This is a genomic window from Streptomyces sp. NPDC039480 (genome assembly GCF_055597165.1).
This window is the reverse complement of the sequence record NZ_JBVITX010000013.1, coordinates 107,731-130,884: the sequence shown is the minus strand read 5'-3', so window position 1 is coordinate 130,884 and position 23,154 is coordinate 107,731. Positions and strand designations below refer to the sequence as shown.

Annotated in this window: 16 protein-coding genes; 13 read left to right on the top strand and 3 right to left on the bottom strand. The window is 71.7% G+C overall.

Features of this window, described 5'->3' with window-relative positions:
• The first annotated feature begins 24 nt into the window (after positions 1 to 24).
• From ACZ56E_RS33685 to ACZ56E_RS33665, 5 genes are all read left to right on the top strand, one after another.
• On the top strand, positions 25 to 2,910 hold the full coding sequence (locus tag ACZ56E_RS33685) for a beta-glucosidase (protein ID WP_471220068.1): 2,886 nt from the start codon (positions 25 to 27) through the stop codon (positions 2,908 to 2,910).
• Entirely contained in the window at positions 2,907 to 5,210 is a 2,304-nt protein-coding gene (gene yicI / locus ACZ56E_RS33680; protein ID WP_471220065.1) for an alpha-xylosidase, read from the top strand. The genes ACZ56E_RS33685 and yicI overlap by 4 nt, the downstream gene beginning before the upstream one ends.
• A 61-nt stretch (positions 5,211 to 5,271) precedes the next feature.
• Positions 5,272 to 5,823: a SigE family RNA polymerase sigma factor gene (locus tag ACZ56E_RS33675; protein WP_468603232.1), complete on the top strand. Its 552-nt coding sequence runs from the start codon at positions 5,272 to 5,274 to the stop codon at positions 5,821 to 5,823.
• Positions 5,820 to 6,674, top strand: a complete 855-nt coding sequence (locus ACZ56E_RS33670; RefSeq protein WP_471220063.1) for a hypothetical protein — start codon at positions 5,820 to 5,822, stop codon at positions 6,672 to 6,674. Before ACZ56E_RS33675 ends, ACZ56E_RS33670 begins: the two co-directional genes overlap by 4 nt.
• A 96-nt stretch (positions 6,675 to 6,770) precedes the next feature.
• Positions 6,771 to 7,610, top strand: coding sequence for a pectate lyase (locus ACZ56E_RS33665; RefSeq protein WP_471220060.1), 840 nt, complete (start codon positions 6,771 to 6,773; stop codon positions 7,608 to 7,610).
• 67 nt (positions 7,611 to 7,677) lie between these two features.
• On the opposite strand, the gene ACZ56E_RS33660 is transcribed toward ACZ56E_RS33665, so the two are convergent.
• Genes ACZ56E_RS33660 through ACZ56E_RS33650 form a run of 3 tightly spaced genes read right to left on the bottom strand, consistent with a single transcriptional unit; the run spans position 7,678 to position 10,834 of the window.
• Positions 7,678 to 8,538, bottom strand: a complete 861-nt coding sequence (locus ACZ56E_RS33660) for a carbohydrate ABC transporter permease (RefSeq protein ID WP_471220058.1) — start codon at positions 8,536 to 8,538, stop codon at positions 7,678 to 7,680.
• Entirely contained in the window at positions 8,535 to 9,491 is a 957-nt protein-coding gene (locus tag ACZ56E_RS33655) for a carbohydrate ABC transporter permease (protein WP_471220057.1), read from the bottom strand. The genes ACZ56E_RS33660 and ACZ56E_RS33655 overlap by 4 nt, the downstream gene beginning before the upstream one ends.
• Positions 9,488 to 10,834, bottom strand: a complete 1,347-nt coding sequence (locus ACZ56E_RS33650; RefSeq protein WP_471220055.1) for an extracellular solute-binding protein — start codon at positions 10,832 to 10,834, stop codon at positions 9,488 to 9,490. Before ACZ56E_RS33650 ends, ACZ56E_RS33655 begins: the two co-directional genes overlap by 4 nt.
• Positions 10,835 to 11,096: 262 nt before the next feature.
• On the opposite strand from ACZ56E_RS33650, the gene ACZ56E_RS33645 reads away from it, so the two are divergent.
• The 8 genes from ACZ56E_RS33645 to ACZ56E_RS33610 all read left to right on the top strand — a co-directional run bounded on the left by ACZ56E_RS33645 (position 11,097) and on the right by ACZ56E_RS33610 (position 23,131).
• Positions 11,097 to 13,607, top strand: a complete 2,511-nt coding sequence (locus ACZ56E_RS33645) for an alpha-L-arabinofuranosidase C-terminal domain-containing protein (protein ID WP_471220053.1) — start codon at positions 11,097 to 11,099, stop codon at positions 13,605 to 13,607.
• 63 nt (positions 13,608 to 13,670) lie between these two features.
• Entirely contained in the window at positions 13,671 to 15,197 is a 1,527-nt protein-coding gene (gene arfA, locus ACZ56E_RS33640) for an arabinosylfuranosidase ArfA (protein ID WP_471220049.1), read from the top strand.
• Between the two features lie 93 nt (positions 15,198 to 15,290).
• Positions 15,291 to 16,304, top strand: coding sequence for a pectate lyase family protein (locus ACZ56E_RS33635; RefSeq protein WP_471220047.1), 1,014 nt, complete (start codon positions 15,291 to 15,293; stop codon positions 16,302 to 16,304).
• Between the two features lie 45 nt (positions 16,305 to 16,349).
• Positions 16,350 to 17,336, top strand: a complete 987-nt coding sequence (locus ACZ56E_RS33630) for an arabinan endo-1,5-alpha-L-arabinosidase (protein ID WP_471220045.1) — start codon at positions 16,350 to 16,352, stop codon at positions 17,334 to 17,336.
• Between the two features lie 112 nt (positions 17,337 to 17,448).
• Positions 17,449 to 18,942 (top strand): ABC transporter substrate-binding protein, encoded by a 1,494-nt coding sequence (locus tag ACZ56E_RS33625; protein WP_471220043.1) that lies wholly within the window; start codon positions 17,449 to 17,451, stop codon positions 18,940 to 18,942.
• A 368-nt stretch (positions 18,943 to 19,310) separates the two neighbouring features.
• Positions 19,311 to 21,077: an ABC transporter permease subunit gene (locus ACZ56E_RS33620; protein ID WP_471220040.1), complete on the top strand. Its 1,767-nt coding sequence runs from the start codon at positions 19,311 to 19,313 to the stop codon at positions 21,075 to 21,077.
• 288 nt (positions 21,078 to 21,365) lie between these two features.
• The gene (locus ACZ56E_RS33615; RefSeq protein WP_471220039.1) at positions 21,366 to 22,400 is read left to right on the top strand and encodes an ABC transporter ATP-binding protein; all 1,035 of its coding nucleotides are present in this window, start codon (positions 21,366 to 21,368) and stop codon (positions 22,398 to 22,400) included.
• Positions 22,397 to 23,131: an ATP-binding cassette domain-containing protein gene (locus tag ACZ56E_RS33610; RefSeq protein WP_471220036.1), complete on the top strand. Its 735-nt coding sequence runs from the start codon at positions 22,397 to 22,399 to the stop codon at positions 23,129 to 23,131. The genes ACZ56E_RS33615 and ACZ56E_RS33610 overlap by 4 nt, the downstream gene beginning before the upstream one ends.
• Positions 23,132 to 23,154: the final 23 nt, after the last annotated feature.

Genomic DNA, 23,154 nt, shown 5'->3' with positions numbered 1-23,154 from the left:
GTCGCCCGCCCGGAGGACCCTGACGTGACCGACAACCCGCCGCCGTTCCGCGACCCCGGCCTGCCGCCGGACAAGCGGGTGGACGACCTCCTCGCGCGGCTGACCACCGACGAACGCGTCGCGCTCCTGCACCAGTTCGCGTCCGCGGTCGAGCGGCTCGGCATCGCCGCGTTCCGCACCGGGCAGGAAGGCCTGCACGGCGTCGCCTGGATGGGCCCCGCGACCGTCTTCCCGCAGGCCGTCGGGCTCGGCGCGACCTGGCACGACGACCTGCTGAAGCGCGTCGGCGAGGCCGTCGGCACCGAAGCGCGGGCCATGCGCGCACGGGACGACCGCGTCGGCCTCAACCTCTGGGCGCCCACCGTCAACCTCCTGCGCCACCCGCTGTGGGGCAGGAACGAGGAGGGGTACGCCGAGGACCCCCACCTCACCTCCGCACTTGCCGTCGCCTACACGCGCGGCCTGCGCGGCGACCACCCCACGCGCTGGCGCACCGCCCCCGTCCTCAAGCACTGGCTCGCCCACAACAACGAGACGCACCGGGACACGTCGAACTCCTCCGTGCGCCCGCGCGTCCTGCACGAGTACGACCTGCGCGCCTTCCGTACCGCCGTCGAGGCGGGCGCGGTCGCCGGTGTGATGCCCGCCTACAACCTGGTCAACGGCCGCCCCAACCACGTATCGCCGTACCTGCGCGAGCAGTTGCGCCGCTGGACCGACGAGGACCTGCTCGTCTGCTCCGACGCGGGCGCGCCCAGCAACCTGGTCGACTCCGAGGAGTACTTCGACTCCCACGAAGAGGCCGTCGCCGCCGCGCTCGTCGCGGGCGTGGACAGCTTCACCGACCACGGCACCGACTCGACGGTCATCGTCGGCCGCCTCCAACGAGCCCTGCGCAGCGGCTTGTTGACGGCTGCCGAGATCGACGCCGCGGTGCGCAGGCAGCTGTCCGTGCGGCTGCGGCTCGGCGAGTTCGACCCGGACGGCGGCCCGTACGCGGCCGCTTCCCCCGACGACATCGACACGCCCGCCCACCGCGAACTCGCTCTGGAGGCCGCCGAACAGGCCGTCGTCCTGCTCAAGAACGACGACGCCCTGCTCCCGCTCGCCGAAGGCACCCGCATCGCGGTCGTCGGACTGCTCGCCGACGAGTGCAAGACCGACTGGTACAGCGGCACCCTCATCCGCCGCAGCACCCCACTCGACGGCCTCCGCGACCGCTTCGGCGCCGACCGTGTCGTCTTCGCCGAGGGCGCGGACCGCGTACGCCTGAAGTGCGCGGCGGGGTGGCTGCGGGTGCCCGCCCCTGCGGGCCCGGCCGACCGGGCGCCGGACGCCGCGGGCGCCCTCGACCCCGCACTGCTCGCGGGCCGCACCGACCTGCCGCCGCTGACCGTCTGCGGGGATCCGGCCGACGCCACCGAGTTCGCCCTCGTCGACTGGGGCGAGGGGGCGTGGACCCTGCGGGCGGCGGACGGGCGCTACCTCTCGGTCGCCGACGACGGCTTCGTGCGCGCCTCGGCGGACCGGCCGGGCGGCTGGGTCGTGCAGGAGACGTTCGGTCTTGTCGAGCACGGGGAGGGCTGCCTCATCAAGCATGCGGGGACGGGTGGATACGTCTCTGTCGCCGCCGGTGCCGTGAAGGTTGCCGCGGAGGAGGAACTTTTCACCGTCGAGGTCTTCGAGCGCGGCGAGGACGCCGTGGCCCGGGCCGCCGCCGACGCGGACGTCGTGGTCGTCGTCGCGGGCAACGACCCGCACATCAACGGCCGCGAGACCCAGGACCGCACCACCCTCGCCCTGCCGCCCCACCAGGAGCGGCTGTGGCGCGCGGCCCGCGCCGCCAACCCGCGCACCGCGCTGGTGCTCACCTCCTCCTATCCGTACGCGGTCGCCGACGCGCACGCGGAACTGCCCGCGCTGCTGTGGACCGCGCACGGCGGACAGGCCGCGGGCACCGCGCTCGCCCGCGTCCTCGCCGGCGACGTCTCCCCGGCCGGACGCCTCCCGCAGACCTGGTACGCCGCCGACGCCGACCTGCCGGACCTGCTCGACTACGACATCGTCGGCTCGCGCCAGACGTACCTGTACGCGGACCCGCATGCGGCGGACCGCCGCCCGCTGTACCCCTTCGGGCACGGGCTCGGCTACTCCTCTTTCGTGTACGAGGGCCTCACGGCCGCACGCGAGGGCGATGTGCTGCGGGCCGCGTTCACCGTCACCAACACCGGGTCCTTCGCCGCGGACGAGGTGGCGCAGCTCTACGTACGCCCGCCCCGGAACGCCGCGGCGGGCCTCACCCTGCCGGAGAGGCAACTGGTCGCCCACCGCCGCGTGCACCTCGCTGCCGGGGCGTCGTCCCGGTTGGAGTTCGAACTGCCGGTGACGAGCCTGGAGTTCTGGGACGTGCGGCACGACCGCTGGGCGCTGGCACCCGGCACGTACGACCTGCTCGCCGGGGCCTCCAGCCAGGACGTCCGGCTCACCGCGCCCGTCGTTCTCGGCGGCGCCCCGGTCGCCGCCAGGCCGACGCGGAGGGACGGCCTGGCGGCGACCGGCTACGACACGCAGACCGGCACCGAGATCGTCGACCGCACGAGGGCATCGGGTGACGCGGTGCGCGCCCTGCACGACGACACCGGTGAACTGCTCTTCTGCGCCTGCGACTTCGGGCCCGGCGTGCGCGGCGTCTCGGTCGAGGCCGCGGGCGAAGGCGCCGTCGACCTCATCGCGGGCAGCACCGCGACCACCGTGACGGTCCCGCCGACGGGCGGCAGGTACGACTACGTCCTCCACGGGGCGGTCTTCGCCGCCTCAGGGGTGCGTGACCTGCGCGTCCGCCTGCGCGGGGCCGTCAGGCTCGCGCGGATCACCTTCACGGCCGGCGACGAGGGCGAGGGCACGGCATGAGGTTCACCGACGGATTCTGGCTGATGCGGGACGGAGTGCACGCTTCGTACGCGACCGACGTGCGCGAAGTGCGGGAGAGCGACGGCGGGTTCACGGCGTACGCCGCCGTCAAACCGGTGCGCGAGCGGGGCGACACGCTCAACTCGCCGCTGATCACGGTCGAATGCTTCTCGCCCGCCGAAGGGGTGATCGGCGTCCGGACGACCCACCACGCGGGGAAGGCGCACCACGGCCCTGACTTCACCCTCTTCGCCAGCGGGGGGGCGGCGGCCTCGGAGGAGCTGCCCCGCATCCGCCGGGGCGGCACCGTCACCGAACTCACCAGCGGCCCCCTCACCCTCCGCCTGGACAGCGCGGCACCCTGGGGCCTGGAGTTCCTGGACGGCGAAGGGCAGCCCCTGACCGCTGTCGAGCGGCGCGGCACCGCCTTCGCCACCGCCCCCGACGGCACCCACCACATGATCGCCCAACTGACTCTGGGGGTGGGTGAGTTCATCTACGGGTTGGGTGAGCGCTTCACGCCGTACGTCAAGAACGGCCAGAGCGTCGACATCTGGCAAGCCGACGGCGGCACCAGCAGCGAGCAGGCCTACAAGAACATCCCCTTCCACCTCTCCTCACGCGGCTACGGCGTCTTCGTCAACCACCCCGGCAAGGTCTCGTACGAGATCGGCTCCGAGTCCGTCGGCCAGCTCCAGTTCAGCGTCGAGGACCAGTCGCTGGAGTACTACGTCGTCGCGGGCCCCACCCCCAAGGACGTCCTGCGCCGCTACACCGCGCTCACCGGCCGGCCCGCCCTGCCGCCCGCCTGGTCCTTCGGCCTCTGGCTGACCACCTCCTTCTGCACGCCGTACGACGAGGAGACCGTCACCGGATTCGTCGACGGCATGGCGGAGCGCGACATCCCGCTCAGCGTCTTCCACTTCGACTGCTTCTGGATGCGCGAACACCAGTGGACCGACTTCCAGTGGGACCCGGACGTCTTCCCCGACCCCGAGGGCATGCTGCGCAGACTCCGTGAGCGCGGACTGAAGGTCAGCGTCTGGATCAACCCGTACATCGCCCAGAAGTCCCCGCTGTTCGCCGAGGCCGCGGCCGAGGGCTTCCTCGTGCGGCGCCCGAACGGCGACATCTGGCAGTGGGACCTGTGGCAGCCCGGCATGGCGCTCGTCGACTTCACCCACCCCGGCGCCCGCGCGTGGTACGCGGCCAAGCTGCGCACCCTGCTCGACCAGGGCGTCGACTGCTTCAAGACCGACTTCGGCGAACGCGTCCCCACGGACGTCGTCTGGCACGACGGCTCCGACCCGCACCGCATGCACAACTACTACACGCAGCTCTACAACAGCACCGTCTTCGAGCTCCTGGAGAAGGAGCGCGGCACGGGCGAAGCGGTCCTCTTCGCGCGCTCCGCGACCGCCGGCGGCCAGCAGTTCCCCGTGCACTGGGGCGGCGACTGCTTCGCGTCGCTCGGCGCCATGGCCGAGTCGCTGCGCGGCGGCCTGTCCCTCTCGCTGAGCGGCTTCGGGTTCTGGAGCCACGACATCGGCGGCTTCGAGGGCACCCCGGACCCGGCGGTCTTCAAACGCTGGCTCGCCTTCGGCCTGCTCTCCTCGCACAGCCGCCTGCACGGCAACGTCTCCTACCGGGTGCCGTGGGCGTTCGGCGAGGAAGCCGTCGACGTGGCACGCAAGTTCACCCGCCTCAAGCACCGTCTGATGCCCTATCTGTACGGCGCGGCCGCCGAGGCCCACCACGACGGCGTGCCCGTGATGCGCCCGATGCTCCTCGAGTTCCCCGACGACCCGGCCTGCCGCACGCTCGACCGGCAGTACATGCTCGGCCCCGACCTGCTGGTCGCCCCCGTCTTCAGCGCGGCGGGCGACGTCGAGTTCTACGTCCCCGAAGGCACCTGGACACACCTCCTGACCGGCGAGACCGTGCAGGGCCCAGGCTGGCGGCGCGAGACCCACGGATTCGACAGCCTGCCGCTGTACGTGCGGCCCGGCGCCCTGCTGCCGCTCGGCGCCGACGAGCAGCGGCCCGACGGCGACTGGCTCGACGGCCTGACCCTGCTGGTCGCCCCCGGAGCGGCGCCCCGGAGCGAGCTCACCGTCCCCGACCACGAAGGGCGGCCCGCGGCGGTCTTCCGCGCGACACGGCACGGCACCGGGGTCCGCGTCCTCGCCTCCGGCACCCGACGGCCCTTCCGGGTGCGGACGGCCGACGGGCGCGCGACCGCCGAGGGAGTGGGGGAGGTGGTCCTGCCCGATGCCCGCACGCACGGAGAGACCCGCTAGAGTGCCCGCTCCCACCGCGACGACGGAAGACCGCGCGGCGCAGGCGGAAGAGAGGCCACCCATGACGCCGGCCGCGGACGACGCGGCCGCCGAGTTCCACGCCTTCTTCGAGCGGCACTACGCCGAACTCGCGCGCCTCGCCCACCTGCTGACCGGCGAGGCCGACGGCGCGGACGACCTGGCGGCCGACGCGCTCCTCGCCCTCTGGCACCGCTGGGACCGGGTGCGGGCCGCGGACCACCCGGCCGCGTACGCCAGGGGCGTCGTCGCGAACATGGCGCGCAGCCGCATCCGCAGCGCCGTGCGCGAGCGGCGCCGCATCACGCTCTTCTGGTCGGGCCGCGACGAGGACGTCGCGGACCCCGACATACCGGCGGTCGTCGACGTGCGGGACGCGCTGCGCGCGCTGCCCTTCCGCAAGCGGGCCTGCGTGGTCCTGCGGCACGCCTTCGACCTCTCGGAGAAGGACACCGCACTGGCCCTCGGGGTCTCGGTGGGTACGGTGAAGAGCCAGACGTCGAAGGGAATGGCTGAGCTGCAACGACGCCTCGGCCCGCACCCCGCCCTCGCACGGGTGCGCACGGTCGCGGCGGACACGGGGGGAAACCCATGAGGGACGACGGACACGACGACGAGGGCGTGCGCCGGAGGCTGCGCGGCGCGGCGCAGGCGCACCGGCCCGACCGGGAGCGGATGCGGGCCCGCATCGAGCGCGGCATGGCCGAGGGGCAGCGGCCGGAGCGCCGCTCCAAGGCCACCCGCCGGGCGGTGGGTGCGTCCTGGCTGCGCGTGGTGAGCGCGACCGCCGCCGTGGCGGGCGTCTGCGCGGTCGTCGGATACGGCGTGGCCGCCGCACTGCGCGACGAGGAACCGGCCCCGCAGTCCGTGGCGACGAGCACCACGCCCATGCCGCCGACGGCGACACCGGACCCGGACCGGGACCGCACCCCCGACGCACCCACGCGCCGCCCCAGCGGCACACCGCCGACGCCCCCCAAGTCGCCCAAGGAGCCGAAGCCGCCGAAGTCACCGAAGTCACCGAAGGGAACGCAGGCGCCGGACGCGCCGAAGGACGTGCCCGCGGACCGCCTCCTGTGGGCCGACGGCTCGATCGACCCCGGCTCCAGCACGTACTGGTCGCAGAGCGACATCACCGTCAAGGCGAAGAAGCCGCTGACCGCGCTCACCGTCGAGGTGCGCGTCGCCGGCAGCGGCGAGGTCGCCGACACCGGCAACTGGCGCTCCCTGCCCGAGGACGACTTCGCCGTCTCGGCCGTGGAGCGGGACGGTTTCCTCGTCTACCGCTGGACGCTCAGGCCGGGCAAGACCGTGCCCGTCGGTGAACACGTCTTCGCCGGGCAGTTCAACCACCCGGCGGGCAAGCGGGACGCGGGCGGCGACACATATACGGTCCATGCGGGCACATCGGACGAACGGACCCTCTGGCGGGGCGACTTCTACTGAGTCCACAGAAATTTCCGGCACGGCGGCAACCCATTCCCGCTCGGCGGAGACCACGCAGCGAAGAAGCTCTCCCCCCACGCACGAGGAATGGGACACATGACAGCACGAGCTGAACTGCGCAAGGGCCGCAAGCGGCGCCTGACCAAGCGCCGGGCCATCGGCGCGGCGGCCGCCGCACTCGCCCTCACGGGTGCCGGCGTCGCGACGAACATCATGCTGTCGCCCGCGGGCGCGGCCACCACGGCCGCGGCCTGGCCGGAGGCCAGGGGCCAGGCCCCGACGGCCCAGACCATCGAGGTCTCCGGCACCCGCGACGGCGGCCTGAAGCGCTACTACGGCACCGGTGACCTGGGCGGCGACGGCCAGAACGAGGGCCAGGACCCGATCTTCAAGCTGAAGGACGGCGCGGTCCTCAAGAACGTCATCATCGGCTCGCCCGCCGCGGACGGCATCCACTGCCAGGGAAGCTGCACCCTGCAGAACGTGTGGTGGGAGGACGTCGGCGAGGACGCGGCCACCTTCAAGGGGACCTCGCCGAGCTCGACGTACACCGTCCACGGCGGTGGCGCGCGGAAGGCCGACGACAAGGTCCTCCAGTTCAACGGCGCCGGCAAACTCGTCGTGACCAAGTTCCAGGTCTCCGACTTCGGCAAGCTGGTGCGCTCCTGCGGCAACTGCTCCAAGCAGTACAAGCGGTCGATCATCATCAACGACGTGGACGTCACCGCGCCCGGCAAGTCCATCGTCGGCATCAACACCAACTACGGCGACACGGCCGCGCTGCGCAACGTCCGCATCCACGGCGACGGCAACAAGAAGATCGCCACGTGCGACCGGTTCACCGGCAACAACACCGGTGCGGAGCCGACCAAGACCGGCTCGGGTCCCGACGGCACGTACTGCAAGTTCACGGCCGCGGACATCAGCTACCAGTAAGTACCAGTAAGTACCGGGTGAGCGCCTCCCCGCGAAGGGAGGCGCTCTTCCGCGTGCGTGCTCCCTGTCACTGCCCGGCGAGGCCGGTGTGCGCCACCCCCGCCACGATCTGCCGCTGGAAGAAGACGAACACGACGATCAGCGGCAGGCCGGCCATCAGACCTCCCGCCATCAGCTGTGCCCACTGGATGCCGTAGGAGTTCATGACGGTCGCGATGCCGTTCGGCATGGTCATCAGCTCGGGGTTGTTGGTCACCATGTACGGCCACAGGAAGTTGTTCCAGGAGCCGATGAAGGTGAAGATGCCGACCGCGGAGAGCGAGGGGCGGGCCAGCGGGAGGACGATGGTGAAGAAGATCCGCCACCGTCCCGCGCCGTCGCAGAACGCCGCCTCCTCCAGCTCCTTCGGGATGCCCTGGAAGAACTTGTAGAGGATGTAGACCATCGCGGCCGGCGCGCACTGCGGCAGGATCATGCCCCAATAGGTGTCGACCATCCCCAGGGACTGGACCGTGGTGAACAGCGGGACGCCGAGGACCGCGGGGGAGATCATCAGGCCCGCCATGACGAGACCCATCAGCGCGCCCTTGCCGCGGAACTCCGTGCGCGCGAAGCCGTAGCCCGCGAGGGCGCCGGTCAGCACGACGACGAAGGTGACGCAGACCGAGACGACGACCGAGTTCACGAACCAGTTCGTGATGTTGCCGGTCTCGAAGATGCTCCGCCAGGCCTGCGCGGTCCACTCCTCGGGCAGCCACCTCACCGGTACGGCGACGGCCTCCGCCTCCGACTTGAACGAGGTGAACAGGGTCCAGAAGAGCGGCGCGGTCATCACCGCGGAGACCAGCAGGCCGAGGGCGGTCAGGACGACCTGGCTCGGCCGCCACCCGCGGCGCGCACTTGTGACGGTTTTCGTGGCGGTGCTCACTGGACGCCCTCCTCACGCTTGCGCAGCAGCCACATGCGGCCCAGCGCGATGACCGCGATCAGCAGGAAGAACAGGATCGAGATCGCGGAGGCATAGCCCACGCGGTAGCTGGTGAAGCCCTGTTCGAGGGTGTACTGGACCATGGTCCGGGTCGATTCCTCCGGTCCGGGGCCGAACTCGTACATCACGACGACCTGGTCGAAGACCTGGAGCGAGGCGAGGATCTGGAGGGCCACGACCAGGCCCGTGATGGAGCGCAGCATGGGCAGGGTGATGTGCACGGTCTTGTGCCAGGCGTTCGCGCCGTCCAGCGCGGCGGCCTCGTACAGATGCCGCGGGATGTTCTGCAGCGCGGCGAGGTAGAGCAGGAAGCTGAAGCCGACGGTCCACCAGAGGGTGGCGACGACGACGGCCGTCATCGCCGTGTCCTTCTCGGTGAGCCAGGCCGACTCCATGCCGAAGACGTGGTCGAGGAGACCGGTGTCCGGGTTGAACATCCAGCGCCACATGTTGCCGACGACGGTCGAGGGCAGCAGGAAGGGCGCGAAGAAGCAGAGCCGCCACAGCCACTTGGCGTGCTCGAGGTGGTGCGCGAGCAGCGCGAGCAGCAGGGCGACGAGCACGATGCAGGGCACCACGAGCAGCGTGAAGTACGCGCTGTGGCCCAGCGAGTCCCACACCAGGGGGTCCTGGAGCGCCTCGGAGTAGTTGTCGAGGCCCACGAAGCGGGCGCCGTCGCCGGAGATGTTGGCGTCGGTGAAGCTCAGCCACACGCCGCGCAGCACGGGCACGATCACGAAGAGCAGGAAGAGCAGCAGGAACGGCGCCACGAACCAGCCGCCGTGCTGGAAGCCGCCGCCGGCGCGGGCCCGCCCACGGCGTTCGGCGGTAGGGCGGACGGCCGGTGGCTCGGTGGTGGCCGGGGCGGTGGCCTCGGCGCTGGCCGTGGTCATGCCGATCCCCCTTCGGCCGCGGTTCTGCCTTCCATGGGGTTCTTCATCTCCAGGAGCTTCTCCAGGACGCCGCGCATCCGGCGGGCCGCCGCGGCGGGCTTGGCCGAGCCGAGGTTGGCGGAGACGACGACCGGGCCGACGCGTTGCGCGAGCGTGCCGGTGGAGCCCGCGAACCAGGCCTCCGGTTCGAGGGCCAGCTGGTCCATCACCGAGACGTACTCGGACTGGGGGTGCAGCTTCCGGTACGCGGCGGTCTTCAGGGTCGGCAGGTGGGCGGGGATGTGGCCGCCGCGCGCCCAGTCCGCGCCATGCCGCACGATGTACGCGGCCAGGCGGTGCGCGGCCTCGTTGGCGGGCCCGCCCCGGTCGGCCTGGCGGGGCAGCACGAAGCAGTGCGACTCGGCCTGGGTGGCGGGCCGGCCGAAGAGCGCCGGCATCGGGGTGGCCCCGTACGTCACCTTCGCCCCCGAGTAGACCGGCACGGACCAGCCGCCCTCCCAGACGAAGGCGCCGCCGTTGATGAAGTGCTCGGCGTCGGGGGCGCCCGTGGTGGCGTACCCGTCGACGATGTGGCGGCGCAGGAACTCCAGGACCTCCTCGGCCTTGTCCTCGTCGAACGTGACGTCGGTGAGGCCCGGGTCGTAATAGGTGCCGCCGGCCTGCGCGTAGAACGACATGAAGAACCACCAGGGGTGGTTCTGGTTGGAGGCGTGCAGGCCGAGGGTCTGCACGCCCGGCCGCACCGCCTTCTTGGCGGCCTTGAGCCCGTCGAACCACTCGTCGACGGACGTGAAAGGGACGAGGTTCCCGTCGTCCCCGAGGAGTCCGGCCTTCTCGCAGACGTCCTTGCGGTAGAAGGTGAGTTGCGGGTGGATGTCGAGGGGGACGGCGTAGAGCTTTCCGTCGACGACGGACCGTTTCCACAGGGCGGGGTTGAAGTCCTCCTGGCGTACGCCGTAGCGGGCGAGGAGCTCCACGTCGAAGGGGTCGAGCAGCCGCTCCGGGGCGAAGCCGGTGAGCCGTCCCAGGTGCAGCACACCGAGCTCGGGGGCGCGGTTCCCGGAGGCGGCCATGGCGAGTTTCGTGTAGTACGGATTGCCCCAGAGCAGCGTCGAGTCCAGCACGTCGACGCCCGGGTTCGCCCGCCGGAAGGCGTCCAGCATCGCGATCATGTTCACGCCGTCGCCGCCGCTGAACAGGTTCCAGTAGCGCAGCCGCGCGTCCGCGCCGGAGGTCAGCGCGGAGGCGCTCCGGTTCGCGGCGGCCAGCCCGAAGCTGCCCGCGACGGCGAGTGCTCCGAGCCCGCCGAGCACACCGCGGCGGCTCGGGAGGGAGGGTGACATGACGCCTCTCTTCTCTCTTGTGCTTCTCGCTTGCGCTTGTTCGATATATCGAATAGTGATCGCAACTTCGAACGGACCGTAAGGTCGAACATCGTGCGCGTCAACGGTTCGGACGAAGTCCCCGTGAAATGCGGGGTGTTCTGCGCGATGCGTTGACGTGCTGAAGCTCCGCTGCCTAAGTTGCCGTTCGTAATCCTGATCAGCGTCCGAAATATCGAACGCTGGATGTCGAACGCGAGTATCGAGAACGGCAGAGGTGGACATGGCGCGCAGGAAATGGAAACTCGGGCTCACCGTCGGGGCGTTGGGGTCCCTGCTCGCGGGGACGCTCGCCGCGAGCCCCGGCGCGGCGGCCGGTCCCGCCGCACCGGACGAGCCGGCCGACTACACGCTCGACGTCGACACGTCCCGCACCGGAGCGAAGATCGACGACTCGATGTACGGCGTCTTCTACGAGGACATCAACCGTGCGGCCGACGGCGGGCTCTACGCGGAGCTCGTGCAGAACAGGTCCTTCGAGTACACCACCGACGACAACAAGGCCTATACGCCGCTCACTTCGTGGGACGCGTCGGGCGCCGCCCGCGTCCGCAACGACGACGGCCGCCTGAACACCCGCAACCGCAACTACCTGTCGCTGGACGCCGGTTCGGCCGTCACGAACTCCGGCTACAACACCGGCATCGCGGTCGCCAAGGGCAAGCGGTACGACTTCTCGGTCTGGGCCCGCACCGACGGGACGGCACGCGCGCCGCTGACCATCGGCATCCGGGACGCCGCCGGTGAACTGGCCGCCGCCCGCCGCGTCACCGCACGCGGCGGCTGGGCCAAGTACAAGGTGTCCTTCACCGCCACCCGCACCTCGGCGACCGGACGGCTCACCGTCACCGCGGGCGCTCCCGTCGCCCTCGACGAGATCTCCCTCTTCCCGCGCGACACCTACAAGGGCCGCGAGAACGGCCTGCGCAAGGACCTCGCCGAGAAGATCGCCGACCTGCACCCCGGTTTCCTGCGTTTCCCCGGCGGCTGCCTGGTCAACACCGGGAGCCACGAGGCGTACGACGAGAAGTCGGGCTGGCAGCGCAAGCGCTCCTACCAGTGGAAGGACACCATCGGCCCGGTCGAGCAGCGTGCCACCAACAGCAACTTCTGGGGCTACAACCAGAGTTACGGCCTCGGCTACTACGAGTACTTCCAGTTCGCCGAGGACACCGGCGCCATGCCGCTGCCCGTCGTGCCCGCCCTGGTCACCGGCTGCGGCCAGAACAAGGCCACCGACGACGACGCGCTCCTGAAGCGGCACATCCAGGACACCCTGGACCTCATCGAGTTCGCCAACGGACCCGTGACGAGCGAGTGGGGCAAGAAGCGCGCCCGGATGGGCCACCCGAAGCCCTTCCACCTCACGCATCTGGCGGTCGGCAACGAGGAGAACCTGCCCCACGAGTACTTCGCCCGCTTCAAGCAGTTCCGCGCGGCCATCGAGGCCGAGTACCCGGACATCACCGTCGTCTCCAACTCCGGGCCCGACGACAGCGGCGCGATATTCGACACCGCTTGGAAGCTCAACCGCGAAGCGGACGTCGACATGGTCGACGAGCACTACTACAACAGCCCCCAGTGGTTCCTGGAGAACAACGACCGCTACGACTCCTACGACCGCCAGGGCCCGAAGGTCTTCCTCGGTGAATACGCCTCCCAGGGCAACAAGTTCTCCAACGCCCTCGCCGAAGCCGCGTTCATGACCGGCCTGGAGCGCAACGCCGACATCGTGAAGCTCGCCTCGTACGCGCCGCTGCTCGCCAATGAGGACTACGTGCAGTGGAAGCCGAACATGATCTGGTTCGACAACGACCAGTCGTGGGGCTCGGCCAACTACGAGACGCAGAAGCTCTTCATGCGCAACGTCGGCGACGAGGTCGTACCTTCCACCGCCTCCGGCACCCCGGCCACCTCGGGCCCGATCACCGGTGCCGTCGGCCTGTCCACCTGGGCGACGAGCGCCGCGTACGACGATGTGAAGGTCACGTCTGCCGACGGCAGGACCCTGCTGGCCGACGACTTCTCGGCTGGTGACAGCCAGTGGAAGAAGGCTTCGGAGAAGGGCAGTTGGGCCGTCCGGGACGGCGCGTACGTCCAGTCCGACGAGGCCGCCGAGAACACCCTGGTCACGGCCGGCGACAAGAGCTGGCAGAACTACAACCTGAACGTGAAGGCCACCAAGAAGGCGGGCAAGGAAGGCTTCATGGTCGCCTTCGGCGTCAAGGACACCGGCAACCACTACTGGTGGAACGTCGGCGGCTGGAACAACACCCAGTCGGCCGTGGAGAAGACCACCGACGGCGGCAAGCAGACGATGATCCAGGACACCACGACCGTCGAGACCGGCCGCAGCTACGACCTGCGCGTCGAGGTCCGCGGCCGCCAGGTGACGCTCTACCTCGACGGAAAGAAGTGGGGTGCCTTCACCGACGACAAGCCCGCCGAGCCCTTCCGCCAGGTCGTCACCCGAGACAAGGCCACCGGTGAGCTGATCGTCAAGGTCGTCAACGCCCAGGGCACACCGGCCCGCACGCAGGTCGACCTCGGCGACGGCGTGAAGGTCGCCCCGAAGGCGCGGGTGACCACCCTGACCGCGGACCCGGCCGCCGAGAACACCAAGGACGCCCGGCCCGTCGCACCCAGGACGTCCACCTTCGACGGGGTGGACGACAGGTTCTCGTACACCTTCCCCGCGAACTCGGTGACGTTCCTGCGGATCAGGACCGAGTAACCCGGAGCCGTCCGCACGGACGGCCGCTCGACAGCCGCAATCCCAGATCAGGTCGAGGGAGTCATGACCCGTTCCGCCCGCTTCACCCTGCACCCGGACTTCGCCGTCGGCGACGTCGACCCGCGCCTCTTCGGCTCCTTCGTCGAACACCTCGGCCGGTGCGTCTACACCGGCATCCACGAGCCCGGCCACCCCACGGCGGACGAGACGGGCCTGCGCGGGGACGTCCTCGACCTGATCCGCGAACTCGGGGTCACCACCGTCCGCTACCCCGGCGGCAACTTCGTCTCCGGCTACAAGTGGGAGGACTCCGTCGGCCCGGTCGAGGACCGGCCCCGCCGCCTCGACCTGGCCTGGCGCTCCACGGAGTCCAACCGCTTCGGCCTCTCCGAGTACATCGCCTTCCTCAAGAAGATCGGCCCGCAGGCCGAGCCGATGATGGCGGTCAACCTCGGCACCAGGGGAGTGGCCGAGGCGCTGGAGCTGCAGGAGTACGCCAACCACCCCGCCGGGACCGCCCTGTCGGACCTGCGTGCCGCGCACGGCGACAAGGACCCCTTCGGCATCCGGCTCTGGTGCCTCGGCAACGAGATGGACGGCCCCTGGCAGACCGGCCACAAGACCGCCGAGGAGTACGGGCGGCTCGCCGCCGAGACCGCCCGCGCCATGCGGCAGATCGACCCCTCCCTGGAACTCGTCGCCTGCGGATCGTCCAGCCAGGCCATGGACACGTTCGGCGCGTGGGAGGCCACCGTCCTCGCCGAGACGTACGAACTCGTCGACCACATATCCCTGCACGCCTACTACGAAGAGACCGACGGCGACCGCGACTCGTTCCTCGCCTCCGCCGTCGACATGGAGTCCTTCATCGAGAACGTCGTCGCGACCTGCGACCACGTGGGAGCGCGCCTCAAGTCGAAGAAGAGGATCAACCTCTCCTTCGACGAATGGAACGTCTGGTACCTGACCAGGAGCCAGGAGGAGGCGGCGGCCGCCCGCCTCGACGGGACGCCGGACTGGCCCGAGGCCCCCCGCCTCCTGGAGGACAACTACTCCGTCACGGACGCCGTCGTCTTCGGCTCCCTGCTCATCGCGCTGCTCCGGCACGCGGACCGGGTGGCCGTCGCCTGCCTCGCCCAGCTCGTCAACGTGATCGCGCCGATCCTGACGGAGCCGGGCGGCCCCGCGTGGCGGCAGACCACGTTCTTCCCCTTCGCCCAGGCGTCGCGGCACGGACGCGGACGGGTCCTCGACGTGCGGGTGGACTCACCGACGTACGACACGGCGAAGTTCGGCGAGGTGCCGCTGCTGCACGCCACGGCGGTACGCGCCGACGACGGCACCGTCACCGTCTTCGCCGTCAACCGCCACCAGTCCGAGCCGCTGCCCCTCGAAGTGGCCCTGAGCGGCCTCGACGTGACGTCCGTCGTCGAACACAGCGCCCTCGCGGACGCCGACCCGGAGGCCCGCAACACCCTGGCCGAGCCGGAGCGGGTCGCCCCGCACGAGGTCACGGGCACGGAGCTCCGGGACGGCACGCTGACCGCCACGCTGGAGCCGCTGTCCTGGAACATGATCCGCCTCAGGTGACCCCAGCTTTCCAGGCCCGACCGGCAACCCGGTGACGGGTGGCGGCGACTACCCGGCGTACCCCCCAATGAGCCGCTCTGAAGGGACGTCCGTATGAGCACGCACCGCCGGGGCCACCACCGCCGCCACCTGATCCTGTTCACCGGAGCCGGCGCCGCCGCGCTCGCGCTCGGCGCCGCACTGCCGCACCTCGCAGCGGCGGAGCCCGCGCGGGCGGCGGAGGCCCGGTCCGCGCAGGCCGAGAACGCCCCGATCGGCTTCGGCGCGGGCACGACGGGCGGCGGCAACGCCACCCCGGTCACCGTCACCACGCTCGCCGCCTTCAAGTCCGCCGTCGCGGGGGACACCGCCAAGGTCGTCAAGGTCAACGGCCTGATCCCGCTCAGCGGCCAGGTCGACATCGGCTCCAACACCACGGTGCTCGGCACCGGTTCGGCGTCGGGCTTCACCGGAGGCGGCCTGCGCGTGAAGGAGGCCACCAACGTCGTCGTGCGCAACCTGAACATCAGCAAGCCGGTGGCGCCCGCCGACGGCATCACCGTGCAGGAGTCGACGAAGGTGTGGATCGACCACAACTCCTTCTCGGCGGACCGCGAGCACGACAAGGACTTCTACGACGGCCTCCTCGACATCAACCACGGCTCGGACCACGTCACCGTGTCGTGGAACACCTTCAAGGACCACTTCAAGGGCTCCCTCGTCGGACACAGCGACAACAACGGAGCAGAGGACAAGGGCCACTTGAAGGTGACCTACCACCACAACCACTTCAGCAACGTCTACTCGCGCATCCCCAGCCTCCGCTTCGGCACCGGCCACTTCTACGACAACTACGTCCAGGGCGCCGACACGGCGGCCCACTCCCGCATGGGCGCGCAGCTGCTCGTCGAGAACAACGTGTTCCGCTCCACCAAGATCGCCGTGACCACCAGCCGCAGCAGCGACGTCGACGGCTACGCGGTGCTGCGGGGCAACGACCTCGGGGGCGCCGCCACGGAGATCTCCCAGGTGGGCTCCTTCACGAAGCCGCCCTACAGCTACACCGCCGAGCCCGCCTCGACCGTCGTCGCGTCCGTCACGCAGGGCGCGGGCGCCGGAAAACTCTGACGTCCGCGAAAGCTCCGACGTGCTCAACAGCTGAAGGAGAACCGTGTGAGCCGCAGCCGTAGCCGAAGCAGTAGCCGCAGAGCGCTTCTCGTCCTGCCCGCCGCCGTGCTGCTCGCCCTCGTGCCGGGCACCGCGTCGGCGTACCCCGCGCCGGGGAGGGTCACGGGCAGTACCGTCGTCCACGACCCGACGATGGTCCGCACGCCGTCCGGCAAGTACCTCCTGTACGCCACCGGCGGCGGCATCGGCCACCGTTCCTCCACCGACCGGATCGCCTTCCGCGCCGGCGCGGACGCCTTCGGGAGCCGGCCGGGCTGGTGGTCGCGGTACTCCGCCGTGCCGGAGGCCTGGGCTCCGGACATCTCGTACCACGGCGGGAAGTACATGATGTACTACTCCGTCTCCAGCTTCGGCTCGAACACGTCCGCGATCGGACTCGCGGGCTCCGCCACGGGCGAGCCGGGCACCTGGACCGACTACGGAGCGGTCGTCACCTCCGGCCCCGACAGCGACCACAACGCCATCGACCCGAACCTCTTCGTCGACGACGACGGCAAGTGGTGGCTGTCCTTCGGGAGTTGGTGGACGGGGATCAAGATGATCCGCGTCGACCCCGCGACGGGCAAGCCGTACGCGGGCGACACGACCCGTCACTCGCTCGCCTCCCGGCCGACCGGGACGAAGGCGGTCGAGGCGCCCTACGTCGTCAAGAGGAACGGCTTCTACTACCTCTTCGCGTCGTACGACACGTGCTGCGCGGGCACCGCCTCGACGTACAAGATCAAGGTCGGCCGCGCGACCTCGCCGACCGGCCCGTACTACGACAGGGACGGTGTCGCGCTGACGAAGAACGGAGGAACCACCGTCCTGGAGTCACACGGCCGCTACATCGGCCCGGGCGGCCAGTCCGTACTGAAGGACGTCGACGGCGATCTGCTCGTCTACCACTACTACGACGGACAGGACAACGGCACCCCGAAGCTCGGGGTGAACCTTCTCGACTGGAGCTCGGGCTGGCCGGTCGCCCGCTGACCGGCCCCTGGGACGGGACGCGTCGATTCGTTATTGAAAACGATTGTCATGCTGCTATGGTCATGCAGCTGCAAAGTCGACGTGTCCCGTTCCAGGAAGAAGTCCCAGTCCCGTGCGCCATCGCAAGCTGCTGCCCCCCGCCGCCCTGGCCCTGTCCTCCGTGCTCGCTCTCACCGGGTGCTTCGCCGCGAGCACGGCAGGCTCCGGACAGGCGTCGGACGGCGAACGGATACGCGTGGCGATGATGAACCCGCCCCGCTCCGGCCTCTCCCCGCTCAGCGACGACGCCTTCAAGCTGTCGCGCTGGTCCACCGCGGAGACCCTGGTCACCCTGGACAAGGACGGCGACGCCGAACCGGCGCTCGCGACCAGGTGGAAGCGGACCGGCGAGCGCACCTGGACCTTCACCCTCCGCGAGGGCGTGACGTTCCATGACGGCACACCGCTGACCGCGCGGGCCGTCGTGCGGTCCCTCACCGAGGCGGCCACCGCCTCGCCCAAGCCGCGCATCCTCGACGGCGTCGACTTCACGGCCGAGGCCAAGGGCGACACCGTCGTCGTCACCACGGGCGAGCCCGACCCGCTCGTCCCGCAGCGGCTCTCCTCGCCGCAGCTGTCCGTCCTGGCCGCCAGGGCGTACCGGGGCAGGACGGTCGATCCGGTCGGGGCGGGCACCGGCGCCTTCGTCCTGAAGAAGGCCGACGGCACGTCGTCGGCGACCCTCGACCGCTACGAGAAGTACTGGGGCGGGCGCGCCAGGGCCGCCGGGATCGACGTGACGTACGTCCCCGACGGTGCCGCGCGGGCCGCCGCCCTGCGCAGCGGCGACGCCGACATCGTCGAGGCCATTCCGGTCTCGCAGGCCTCGCTCCTGGAGAAGGACCAGATCACCGAGGTGCCCATGCCGCGCACCAACACCCTCTACCTGAACACCGGTGAGGGCGTCTTCAAGGACGCGGGGCAGCGGGCCGCCGCCCGCGAGGCCATCGACGCCGACGCCCTCGTCGACGACATCTACGAAGGGCGCGCCGACACGGCGGAAGGTCTGCTGGGGCCGGCTCTCCCCTGGGCGGCGGAACGCGCCGGACGTACCCGCGCGGCCGAGCCGGCGAAACCGTCCGGCGACACCGTCACCATAGGCACCTTCACCGACCGGGCCGAGCTGCCCGAGGTGGCGGCCACGCTCCAGCAGCAGCTGAAGAAGGCCGGGTTCAAGGTGAAGCTGGAGGTGCGGGAGTACGCCGCCATCGAGGCGGACGCGCTGGCCGGGAAGTTCGACGCGTTCGTCCTCTCCCGCGCCACCGTCATCGACTCCGGCGACCCGGCCGCGTACCTGCGCAGCGACTTCGCGGGCGACGGCTCCTTCAACCTCTCCCAGCTCACCGACCCGGATGTCGACAAGGCCGTCCGCAAGGCGGAGAAGACCATGTCCGGCGACGCCCGCCGCGCCGTGATCCTCGACGCCGAGACCGCGGTCCTCAACACCGACGCGGCCGTCCCCATGCTCCACGAACGGGTCATCCAGGGCGACGCCACGAACGTCGTGGGCTCCGCGAAGGACCCACGCGAGCGTGAGCTGATCACCCTCGACACGTACGTCAAGTGATGCCGGAGATACGCCTCGTGGCGCGCCGGACCCGGCTCGTGACGCGCCGGGCGGCGCGTGGGGCTGTGGGGGTGGTTGGGGCTGTGGGGTCGGCGTGGTCGGCCTGGCCGATGCGGGCGGCAGGAGTGCGGGTCGTGCGGTCGTCGGGCGGGGTGCGGCCCCTGCAGCCGACGGCCGAGGCGCGGGCTGCGGGTGGGGGGTGTGCCGTGCGGTCTGCGGGCGGGGTGCGGGGCGTGCGGCCGACGGCCGAGGCGCGGGTTGCGGGACCGTCGGTCGGGGTGAGAGCCGGGCGGTCGGGCGGCGGGGTACGGCGGGTTGTGTGCTTGGCGGGGGTGTGGGGCGTGCGGCAGTTGGGCGGGTTGCGAGGCATGTGGCTGTCGGGTGGGTTGCGGGTCGGGCTTGTGCGGGTTTGTGCGCTTGTCGTGGTTCTCGCCGTCGTCGGGCTGCTGCCCTGGCTCTCCGGACGGGATCCGGCCCTCACCGTGCTCCGCGCGCGCTCCGCCGAGCAGGAGCCCACCGCCGAGGCGCTGTCGGCCGTCCGCGCCGACCTCGGCCTGGACGCCGGGCCCCTCACCCTGCTCACCGACTGGGCCCGCGGCCTGATCCGCGGCGACCTCGGCACCTCCTGGGTCTCCGGCGCCGACGTACTCCCCTCCGTGCTCTCCGGGCTCGGCGTCTCGCTCACCCTCATGGGCGCCTCGCTCGCCGTGGCGCTGCTCGTCGCGGCCGCCCTGTGCCTGCCCACGCTGGTACGCGGCGCGCGCGGCACCCTGCGCGGCGGGGGAGGAGCCGGCGGGGCGATGCTCGCCGCCGTACCCGAATTCCTGCTCGCCACCGTGCTGTTGATCGTGCTCGGCGTCTGGTGCGGGCTCCTCCCCGTCTCCGGCTGGCAGGGGCCACACCACCTCGTGCTGCCCGCCCTCGCCATGGGCGTCCCCGCGGGCGGGCTGCTCGGCCGGCTCGTCGCCGACGCGCTGCCCGCGGTGTTCCGCGAGCGCTGGACGGACGTGTGGCGGGCGAGCGGGACGAGCCCCGCCCGGCTGACCGGGGCGGCACTGCGGCGCGCTCTGCCCGCGCTCGTGCCGCAGATCGGCCTCGTCGCGGTCGGGCTGACCGGCGGCGCGGTCGCCGTCGAGACCGTCTTCGCGGTGCCCGGCCTCGGCCGCACCGCGCTCGGCGCCGCCAAGTCCCAGGACCTGCCGCTGCTCCAGGGCTCGGTCCTCGCACTGCTGCTCCTCGCCCTGGCGGCGGGCGGCTGCGCGGCCCTCGTACGGAAGGCGCTGTTCGGCGCCGCGCTCAAGGGCTCGGCGCTCGCGCTGCCCGCGCCGCCGCCGGGGCACGTACCGGCGAGGGTGCCGGCCCTGCTCGGGGCGGCCCTCGCGGCCGTCATCGGGTGGGGGCTGCTGCGCGACCCGTACGCCGTCGACACCGCGCTGCGGCTCGCCGCGCCCTCCGCGGCGCATCCGCTCGGCACGGACGCGCTCGGCCGCGACGTGCTGGCCAGGCTCGGGCACGGGGCCGCGAGCACCGTCGGCGTGGCGCTCGCCGTGTGCGCCGTCTCGCTGCTCGTCGCGCTCGTCCTCGGCTTCCTGCCGAGCGTGGCCGCGGGCGCGTCCGACATCGCCAACGCCCTGCCGCCCGTCGTGGTCGGCGTCCTCGCCGCCGCCCTCACCGGGCCAAGCACCTTCGGCGCGTCCCTCGCGGTCGCGCTCATCTCCTGGCCGCCGCTGGCCGCGCACGCCGCGGCGCTCGTCCAGGAGACGCGCGCCGGGGCCCACCTGACGGCACAGCGCGCCATCGGGGCGAGCCCCGCGTGGATCCTCACCCGGCACGTGCTGCCCGCCGTCGCGGGCCCCGTCGCCCGGCACGCGATCCTGCGCCTGCCCGGCACCGCGCTCGCCCTGGCGGCCCTCGGCTTCCTCGGCCTCGGCACGCGGCCGCCGTCCCCCGAGTGGGGGCTCCTGCTCGACGAGTCCCGGCTGTACGTCGAGAGGGCCCCGGTAGCGGCCCTCGCACCGGCCGCCGCACTCGCACTCCTTGCGGGCCTGGCGGTGACGCTGTCGGCGGTACGACCGCGGGGGGCGCGCACGATGCGTGCGGCACGCTCCGTGACGCTCGCGGAGGTCAAGGCGTGAAGGCCCCTTTGCTCGCTGTGCGGCCGGGTTCGGCGCGGTCGGTGCGTAGGGCACAGTCCACGCCGCGTACAGCGCGGCCGGTGCACAGGGCACAGCCCACGATGGTCGCGGAGGTCAAGGCGTGAGGGTCCCTTTGCTTGTTGTGCGGGGCGTGAGGGTGAGCGCCGTTCTTGCGTCGGCCGCTGCCGCACGTGCGCTGATACCAGCGGTGGTGCGGCCGCGCATGGCGCGTACGGCGCGTACGGCGCAGTCCACGATGCCTGCGGAAGACGAGGCATGAGCATGAGCATGAGCACGAGCCACCCTTTTCTCGTCGTGCGGGATCTGCGGGTGACCGTCGGGGCGGTGCCCGCGGTGCGCGGTGTGTCCTTCGATGTGCAGGCCGGGCGGGTCACCGCTCTGGTCGGGGAGTCCGGGGCGGGCAAGTCGCTGACCGCCAGGGCGGTCCTCGGGCTCGCGCCGCGCGGCGCCCGGGTGACCGGCAGCGTACGTCTCGACGGCGAGGAGATCGCCGGGGCGGGGCCGGACGTGTACGGACGCCTCTGGGGGCGGCGCGTCGCGTACGTCCCGCAGGACGCGCTGGCCGTCCTCAGCCCCGTGCACACGGTCGGCGCCCAAGTCGCCGCCGCCGTACGCTCGGTGGCCCGCGTGCCGCGCGCGGAGGCCCGCCGCAGGGCGGTCGCGGCACTGGACCGCGTCGGCATCGCGGACGCCGCACGGCGCGCCCGCTGCCTCCCGCACGAGTTCTCCGGCGGCATGCGCCAGCGCGCGGTGATCGCGATGGCGCTGGTGAACTCCCCGGACCTGATCGTCGCCGACGAACCGACCACGGCGCTCGACCCCCGCCTCCGGGAGGAGATCCTGCACACCCTGACGACCACACCCCGCGAGGGTGAGGACAAGTCATCGGCGCTGCTCCTCATCACCCACGACCTGCCCCTGGCAGCCGCCCACGCCGACCGCACGGTGGTCCTGTACGCGGGCAAGCCCGTGGAGTCGGGCCCGACGGCCCAGGTGCTCACCCGTCCGAAGTCCCCGTACACGGCGGGCCTCCTGGCCTCGCTGCCGGGAGCCACGGAGGCGCGGCGTGCGACGCGTGCGACGCGTGGGCCGCTGCCCGTGGTCGCGGGGAGCCCGCCGTCCCCGCTCGCCCTCCCCGCCGGGTGTGCCTTCGCGGACCGGTGCCCGGTGGCCGTCGACCGGTGCAGGGTGGCGGAGCCCGTGCTGGTCGACGGTGGGGGCGGGCACGCCGTCGCGTGTCACCGGTCGCGGGAGCTGCCCGTACCCCTCACCGCGCTGTTCGCCGAGGAGGCCGCCGCGTGACTCCGCTGCTCGAAGTGACCGATCTCGTCGTGCGGTACGGCGAACACACCGCCGTGGACCGTGTGTCGTTCCGCATCGAGGAGGGCGAGACGCTCGCGCTGACAGGCGAGTCCGGCTGCGGGAAGACGTCCACGGCGAACGCCGTGCTCGCGCTGCGCAGGCCCGAGCGGGGCAGCAGCGTCCGGTTCGCCGGGCAGGAGCTGACGACGCTGCGCGGGCGCGAACTGCGCGCGCTCCGCCCGCAGTTCCAGCCCGTCTTCCAGGACCCCTACGCCTCCCTCTCGCCCCGCGCCCCCATCGGCGCCACCATCACCGAGCCGCTGCGCGTGCACGGCAGGCCCGTCGCGGGACGGGCGGCCGAGCTGATGGAGCTGGTCGGCCTCGATCCCGCGTACGCGGGGCGCCTGCCGTACGAGCTCTCCGGCGGCCAGTGCCAGCGCGCCGGAATCGCCAGGGCGCTCGCCCTCGGCCCCCGGCTCCTCGTCCTCGACGAGCCGGTCTCCGCGCTCGACCCCTCCGTCCGCTCCGGCATCGTCAACCTCCTCACCGACCTCCAGGACCGCCTCGGACTCGGCTACCTCTTCATCTGCCACGACCTGGCCCTCGTCCGTCACCTCGCCCACCGCGTCGCCGTGATGTCGGCCGGGCGGATCGTGGAGACGGGGCCCACGCACGAACTCTTCGACGCGCCACGGGACCCGTACACCCGGCAGTTCCTCACCGGCCACTGAGTCTGTCCCGCTTCCCGGACCCA

Bases quoted from the DNA above. Each gene is read 5' to 3' on its own strand.
- ACZ56E_RS33620 (WP_471220040.1), top strand. From the start codon at position 19,311: ATGTGGCTGTCGGGTGGGTTGCGGGTCGGGCTTGTGCGGGTTTGTGCG.
- ACZ56E_RS33615 (WP_471220039.1), top strand. From the start codon at position 21,366: ATGAGCACGAGCCACCCTTTTCTCGTCGTGCGGGATCTGCGGGTGACC.
- ACZ56E_RS33645 (WP_471220053.1), top strand. From the start codon at position 11,097: ATGGCGCGCAGGAAATGGAAACTCGGGCTCACCGTCGGGGCGTTGGGG.
- ACZ56E_RS33665 (WP_471220060.1), top strand. From the start codon at position 6,771: ATGACAGCACGAGCTGAACTGCGCAAGGGCCGCAAGCGGCGCCTGACC.
- ACZ56E_RS33635 (WP_471220047.1), top strand. From the start codon at position 15,291: ATGAGCACGCACCGCCGGGGCCACCACCGCCGCCACCTGATCCTGTTC.
- ACZ56E_RS33675 (WP_468603232.1), top strand. From the start codon at position 5,272: ATGACGCCGGCCGCGGACGACGCGGCCGCCGAGTTCCACGCCTTCTTC.
- ACZ56E_RS33655 (WP_471220057.1), bottom strand. From the start codon at position 9,491: ATGACCACGGCCAGCGCCGAGGCCACCGCCCCGGCCACCACCGAGCCA.
- arfA (WP_471220049.1), top strand. From the start codon at position 13,671: ATGACCCGTTCCGCCCGCTTCACCCTGCACCCGGACTTCGCCGTCGGC.
- ACZ56E_RS33650 (WP_471220055.1), bottom strand. From the start codon at position 10,834: ATGTCACCCTCCCTCCCGAGCCGCCGCGGTGTGCTCGGCGGGCTCGGA.
- yicI (WP_471220065.1), top strand. From the start codon at position 2,907: ATGAGGTTCACCGACGGATTCTGGCTGATGCGGGACGGAGTGCACGCT.
- ACZ56E_RS33670 (WP_471220063.1), top strand. From the start codon at position 5,820: ATGAGGGACGACGGACACGACGACGAGGGCGTGCGCCGGAGGCTGCGC.